The 6,226-nt window shown below is 34.2% G+C and carries 6 protein-coding genes and 1 tRNA gene; 2 read left to right on the top strand and 5 right to left on the bottom strand.

Going from position 1 to position 6,226, the window contains the following annotated elements; translation table 11 throughout:
- Positions 1-8: 8 nt before the first annotated feature.
- Both gap and KTB61_RS09930 read right to left on the bottom strand, forming a co-directional pair.
- The gene (gap, locus tag KTB61_RS09925; protein WP_075758357.1) at positions 9-1,025 is read right to left on the bottom strand and encodes a type I glyceraldehyde-3-phosphate dehydrogenase; all 1,017 of its coding nucleotides are present in this window, start codon (positions 1,023-1,025) and stop codon (positions 9-11) included.
- A gap of 200 nt (positions 1,026-1,225) precedes the next feature.
- Positions 1,226-2,902: a Na/Pi cotransporter family protein gene (locus KTB61_RS09930; protein WP_075758356.1), complete on the bottom strand. Its 1,677-nt coding sequence runs from the start codon at positions 2,900-2,902 to the stop codon at positions 1,226-1,228.
- Positions 2,903-3,036: 134 nt separating this feature from the next.
- Between KTB61_RS09930 and KTB61_RS09935 the strand changes: the two genes are divergently transcribed.
- Positions 3,037-3,846 carry a histidinol-phosphatase HisJ family protein gene (locus KTB61_RS09935; RefSeq protein ID WP_216697403.1) on the top strand — a complete coding sequence of 270 codons (810 nt, stop codon included), beginning with the start codon at positions 3,037-3,039 and terminating at the stop codon, positions 3,844-3,846.
- A 76-nt stretch (positions 3,847-3,922) separates the two neighbouring features.
- Here the strand turns inward: KTB61_RS09935 and KTB61_RS09940 are convergent, their stop codons facing one another.
- Both KTB61_RS09940 and KTB61_RS09945 read right to left on the bottom strand, forming a co-directional pair.
- Positions 3,923-4,792, bottom strand: coding sequence for a radical SAM protein (locus KTB61_RS09940; protein ID WP_075758354.1), 870 nt, complete (start codon positions 4,790-4,792; stop codon positions 3,923-3,925).
- 90 nt (positions 4,793-4,882) lie between these two features.
- Positions 4,883-5,554 (bottom strand): C40 family peptidase, encoded by a 672-nt coding sequence (locus KTB61_RS09945; RefSeq protein WP_216697404.1) that lies wholly within the window; start codon positions 5,552-5,554, stop codon positions 4,883-4,885.
- A gap of 177 nt (positions 5,555-5,731) precedes the next feature.
- Between KTB61_RS09945 and KTB61_RS09950 the strand changes: the two genes are divergently transcribed.
- Positions 5,732-5,911 (top strand): hypothetical protein, encoded by a 180-nt coding sequence (locus tag KTB61_RS09950; RefSeq protein WP_216697405.1) that lies wholly within the window; start codon positions 5,732-5,734, stop codon positions 5,909-5,911.
- A 109-nt stretch (positions 5,912-6,020) separates the two neighbouring features.
- On the opposite strand, the gene KTB61_RS09955 is transcribed toward KTB61_RS09950, so the two are convergent.
- Positions 6,021-6,093 (bottom strand) — tRNA-Trp (locus tag KTB61_RS09955).
- Positions 6,094-6,226: the final 133 nt, after the last annotated feature.

Below are 6,226 nucleotides of genomic sequence, written 5' to 3' on the forward strand. Positions count from 1 at the left end.
TGTTCAAATTAAGCTAATTCAGCAAAGTATTTGATTGTTCTTACCATCTGGCTTGTGTAAGAGTTTTCATTGTCATACCAAGATACAACCTGAACTTCATATAATCCATCACCGATTTCAGTAACCATTGTCTGAGTTGCATCGAATAAAGAACCATATGTGATTCCTACGATATCAGAAGATACTAATTCTTCTTCTGTGTATCCGAAAGATTCTGTAGCAGCAGCTTTCATTGCAGCGTTGATTCCGTCAACAGTAACGTTATCACCTTTAACAACTGCTGTTAAGATTGTTGTAGATCCTGTAGGAACTGGTACACGCTGAGCAGATCCGATTAATTTACCATTTAATTCTGGAATAACTAATCCGATAGCTTTTGCAGCACCTGTAGAGTTAGGTACGATGTTAACTGCAGCAGCACGAGCTCTTCTTAAATCACCTTTTCTCTGTGGTCCGTCAAGAGTCATCTGATCTCCTGTATAAGCATGTACTGTTAACATGATTCCAGACTGAATAGCTGCAAAATCATTTAATGCTTTAGCCATTGGAGCTAAGCAGTTTGTTGTACAAGAAGCTGCAGAAATAACTGTATCATCTGTTGTTAATGTGTCATGGTTAACATTGTATACGATTGTTGGAAGATCATTTCCAGCTGGCGCAGAAATAACAACTTTCTTAGCTCCTGCTGTAATATGAGCAGATGCTTTTTCTTTAGATGTATAGAATCCTGTACATTCTAATACTACGTCTACATCAAGGTCTCCCCATGGAAGTTTTGTTGCGTCTGCTTCTGCATAGATTTCGATTTCTTTACCGTCTACAACGATAGAAGATTCTTTAGCTTCTACTGTATCAGCTAAAGCATATTTTCCCTGTGCAGAATCATACTTTAATAAGTGAGCTAACATTTTAGGATTTGTTAAGTCGTTGATTGCTACAACTTCATATCCTTCTGCTCCAAACATCTGTCTAAATGCAAGACGTCCAATACGTCCGAATCCGTTAATTGCTACTTTTACTGCCATCTCAATTCCTCCTAAGTCTTGATTAATTAATTTGATGGATTTGCCAAATGTTAATCTATTGACAAACTTCTTTTTTATTGTAAACAATACACCTAAAAATTTCAAGGGAAATTTAAGAATTTTATCATGTATACAATATAATTCTTTTGTACAATTTCAACAAATTTTTACAGGTATTATCTTTATATATTCTGACATTTTTATTTATCATTCTGATTTAAAACATAACCTGCAATATTATCCGCATGATCTGATATTCGTTCAAGACTTGATATAATATCCAAATAGAAAACTCCCACTTCTGGAACGCATGATTCCGTTTTCAGCCTTTGAATATGACTTTTACGAAGCTTCTTTTCCAATTTATCTACTTTTTCTTCATTTTCAGTGGCGATGCGAGCTTCCTCTATACTGTCATTTTCAATAGAGCAAATAGCATGATTTAGTGCATTTTTCACATATTCCGTCATTTCTTTCAGCTCTTCCTGAGCCTGTTTTGTAAAATGAGATTTTCCTTCTTTCATTTCCTGTAAATACTCTGCAATATTCTCCACATGATCTCCCGCACGTTCTATATCTGTAATAGTGTCAAAGAGATTATTAACAACTACAGTCTGTTTGTCTGTCAATGCAAGCTGACTGATTTTAACAAGATAACCTGTGATCATGGTTTCCAAATGATTGATAACCTGTTCATTATGAAAAACTTTATCAATTTTTTTCTGACTTGGCTCATCTTTCATTGCTTCCTTCATAATTCTGTTTAAATTACCCAAAGCAATGCCACCCATACGTACAACTTCTTTTACTGCATTTTCTACTGCAAATGATGGTGTTTCCAAAATACGAGGATCCAGGTGCCGAAGAACTTTTTCTTCCACTTCTTCATCATCATCTTCCTCTATCGCATCTTCATGTATAATAAGTCCGGAAATTTTGACCAGAACATTTGCAAATGGGAAAAGCAGAATCGTAATTGATATATTAAATATTGAATGGAATATTGAAATCTGTGTACCGGAAATATGCTGTAATGCTAAATCATTAAAAATTCCAAAGAAAATAGTCATAATAATTCCATAAATAACCGCACCCATTACATTAAACAGCAAATGAATAGTTGCCGCTCTTTTTGCCGTTTTATTTGCTCCTGCACTGGATAAAAGTGCTGTAATACATGTACCAATATTCTGTCCAAGTGTAATAAAGACAGCAGATCTCCAGTTTACGATTCCTCGCATAGCCAGCGTTTGTAAAATACCTACAGACGCTGATGAACTCTGAATTATGGCTGTTACCAATGCTCCGACTAAAATCCCAAGAAATGGATTATTTCCAAGTACCTGAAACGCTTTATAAAAAATCGGACTGTCCTGATACATACCAATGGAACTTGACATGGATGAAAGTCCAATAAATAAAATACCAAATCCAACGGCTATTTCTGCCTTTTGCGTTAACTTCTGTCTGCTGGAAAATGTAATAATAAATGCTCCAATACCTAAAATAAGCGGTGCAAAAAAGTCTGGTTTTAGAGCTCCAGCCCATTCATTTGCTGATACAAGCCATGCTGTAATTGTTGTTCCAACATTGGCACCCATGATTACTCCCGCTGCCTGCGTCAAGTTCATGATTCCTGCGTTAACAAAACCTACAACCATGACTGTTGTTGCAGATGAACTCTGAATTATGGCTGTTACTAGTGCACCTACCAATACTCCGAGAAAACGATTATTAGTAAGATATCCTAATAGTTCTCTCATCTTATTACCGGCTGCTTTTTGAAGACCGGATGCCATAATATCCATTCCATAAAGAAACATTCCAAGTCCGCCAATGAATGCAAATAAATTACCGACATGTGTTAGTGTATTCATTTTTCTATCCTCCTGTGTTCATTTTATATCTTATCAAACCGCAGAAAAAATTTAAAGAACTTTTTACATATATCTTTCTTTATTTTTACATTTGTATCATAATATCATTATAAATATAAAAAAGGAGTTTATTTATGATAAAAGCAGATTACCATTTACACACCAGTTTTTCCTCTGATTCTGAGGCTCCCATGGAATCTATGATCCGTCAGGCAATTTCTTTGAATCTTGAAACCATTTGTTTTACAGAACACCATGATATAGATTATCCTGATAATCCTGACAATTTTGATTTTTTGGTAGATCTTTCTTCTTATAAGGATAGACTTTTTAATTTAAAAGAAAAATATAAAGACCAGATTGAGATTAATTATGGAATTGAATTAGGTCTTATGCCACAGACTCTAGATAAATGTGCTGATTTTTCTTTAAAGGATTCCTTTGACTTTATTATTGGGTCTTCCCATATTATTGACAATATGGATCCATATGAACCTGTTTATTTTGAAACTTATCCCTCAAAAAAAGGATTAGAACACTATTTTGAAGATATCTTACACAATGTTAGGAACTATAAAAATTACTGTGTTTATGGGCATTTGGATTATGCTGCAAGATACATTAAAGATCAGGATTTTCATTTTCGATTCGCTGATTATTATGATGTTCTTGATGCAATATTAAAACAGATTATTTCTGATGGAAAAGGAATCGAAGTAAATACCGGAGGATGGAAATACGGAATGGCTAATCCTAATCCACATTATGAAATACTTCAAAGATATTTAGAACTTGGTGGTGAAATTCTTACCATCGGTTCTGATGGACATTGTCCAGAACATATTGCCTTTGATTTTCACAGATTGCCAGAGTATTTATCTTCTCTTGGTGTTCGTTATTACACAATTTTTAGAAATCAGAAACCGGAATTTTTGAAATTATAACTTTCAGTGTATTTTTAGTTCTTATTATTATCCTTATTCTGCAATTCGACACATAAATAAGGGATGTTTTTTCTTTTTAGAGACCTCTTCCCCATTCAGATTTGAGAGGAATATTACCTTCTATTGCTTCATCCAGCAAAGAAATCATTCTTCTTTTGTCATCATTCAATGTTCCTCTCAAATTTAAATAATTAGAGGCATGATTGGATCTGAAAATACATCCTGGGCAATCCATATTCTGCAACATTTTTTTTGTTTCTATTAAAATATCGTATGGACTCATTAAATGAAATTTTCCTTTTTCTATCTCATTAAATAATGGCATATCTTCCTCTATCATTAGTGTAAGAAGTCCTACATATTCCGGTTTCATCATGGAGAGCACTTTTCCTGTATCCTCTGCATGCTCTCTCCATAAATATCTTCCGCCCAATCCTGAAATTGCAGTAACCGAAAGACTAATAGAAGCATCATGAATCCTCTTAGATGCTTCTATCATTTCTTCTGATGAAACACCCTTTTTCATAAATTTTAATACATCTGTATTTCCTGATTCCAGTCCTAAATATACCATAGAAAGTCCACTTTGACGTAATAATTTTAATTCTTCTGTATTCTTCAAAAGTACACTCTTTGGTGATGCATAAGAAGTAACCTGATAACATTCTGGAAAATTCATTCGAATATATTCAAGAATAGTTTTCAGATAATCTGTTTTGCAGATCAGAGCATCTCCATCTGCCAGAAAAATTTTGTTTACCTGGTGATAAGTCACCCGGGCTACTGCAAGATCTTCTAAAACTTCTTCTATCTTTCTAATTCGAAATATTTTTTCTTTATACATATTACAAAACATACATTGATTCTGACTACATCCGATTGTCACCTGTAAAATCAAACTGTACGCCTCACTGGGAGGTCTGTAAATCATTCCTTCATATCTCATATCATTCCTACTTCCTTATATGATTTGCTAATATTATATCTGACTACTGTTATTTGAGCAATTAAAAAAGAACCAGATAAAATCTGATTCTTATTTTACAATTCTTCTTACCGATAAAATTTTTCTATATTTTGCATTATAGGAAATTTTAATTCCAGTACTTTTTGTACTGGCATGAACAATTTTCCCTCCTCCAATATAAATGGCTACATGTCCACTATAACAGATGATATCTCCTGGTTGAATATTCTTATAAGACACTTTTCTTCCTGCTTTTCTTTGCGATGAAGAAGTTCTTGGAAGGCTATACCCAAAAGCCTTGTAAACACTCTTTACAAATCCAGAACAATCCGCACCTGTGTTCAAATTAGTACCACCCCAGCGATATGGGTTTCCTACAAAACGTTTGGCAAAAGATGCAACTGTTTTCCCTTTGTTATAGGTACTCCCAGTTAATCGTGGTGCATTGGTATTTATATAAACATATTTCTTTAGTGCATATCCTGTTTTTCCTTTTACTTTAATTTTTCTCCATTGACCACTTGTTGAAAGAACTGTTACTTTTGTTCCAGTTTTTAATTTCATTATTGTCTTTGAACTTTTTGACTTTTTTGTTCTTAATTTACACCAGTGGCGAAAAATCTTTCCGCTATAACCAGATGCTGCTGCAACTTCCTGCTGAGGATACGTTGAAACAGTTACTGTAAATATAAGTAAAAAAGTCAGAATAATTATTACAACTTTTTTCATTTGTTTTCCCATGCTTTTTCCTCTGTTAAATTTATTACATTTTTGTTACGTTTTATTGAACAATATCATATTTTATAATTATTGTAAAGAGTTTTTGTAACATTTATGTAATATTTTTTCTTTTTTATCACAATATGTTTTATAATTCATATTTATAACAAAAAGGAGGTTTCTACATGCCTGATAATTTTGATGAACGCCGCAGGCGTGATTGCCCGCCATGTCCCCCATGTCATCATGATCGTGATTGTCGTGACGATCGCAGAGAAAGACATGAAGATCATCGTAGAGATGATAGATTCGATAGGCACAGAGATAGACGTGACAGAGATATCTGGCCTTGGTAATAGTATGTATGAGGCTGCTTAGGCAGCCTCTCATAATATTTTTTCCATTTAACGTTGGAAAAATATCTTCTTTCACAAATTTCTACAAAAGAAAAAAGCCTAAGAAATAATTTATTTCCTAGACTTCTTAGCAGGGGCAGAAGGACTCGAACCCTCGACCTGCGGTTTTGGAGACCGTTATTCTACCAACTGAACTATGCCCCTATTTAATGTGCCTTCAAAACATCATACAAGATCTCTTACAAGTCATCCCTCACTCTGCCTTCTCTGGTTAAAGCCTCGACCGATTAGTAACAGTCAGCTCCATGTATTGCTACACTTCCACCTCTGCCCTATC

The sequence above is a fragment of the Anaerostipes faecalis genome, assembly GCF_018982945.1.
GTDB classification, from domain to species: Bacteria; Bacillota; Clostridia; order Lachnospirales; family Lachnospiraceae; genus Anaerostipes; species Anaerostipes faecalis.

What these genes read in the sequence shown, in the direction of transcription:
- gap (WP_075758357.1), bottom strand. Translation starts at nt 1,025, where the DNA reads ATGGCAGTAAAAGTAGCAATTAACGGATTCGGACGTATTGGACGTCTT.
- KTB61_RS09930 (WP_075758356.1), bottom strand. Translation starts at nt 2,902, where the DNA reads ATGAATACACTAACACATGTCGGTAATTTATTTGCATTCATTGGCGGA.
- KTB61_RS09935 (WP_216697403.1), top strand. Translation starts at nt 3,037, where the DNA reads ATGATAAAAGCAGATTACCATTTACACACCAGTTTTTCCTCTGATTCT.
- KTB61_RS09940 (WP_075758354.1), bottom strand. Translation starts at nt 4,792, where the DNA reads ATGAGATATGAAGGAATGATTTACAGACCTCCCAGTGAGGCGTACAGT.
- KTB61_RS09945 (WP_216697404.1), bottom strand. Translation starts at nt 5,554, where the DNA reads ATGGGAAAACAAATGAAAAAAGTTGTAATAATTATTCTGACTTTTTTA.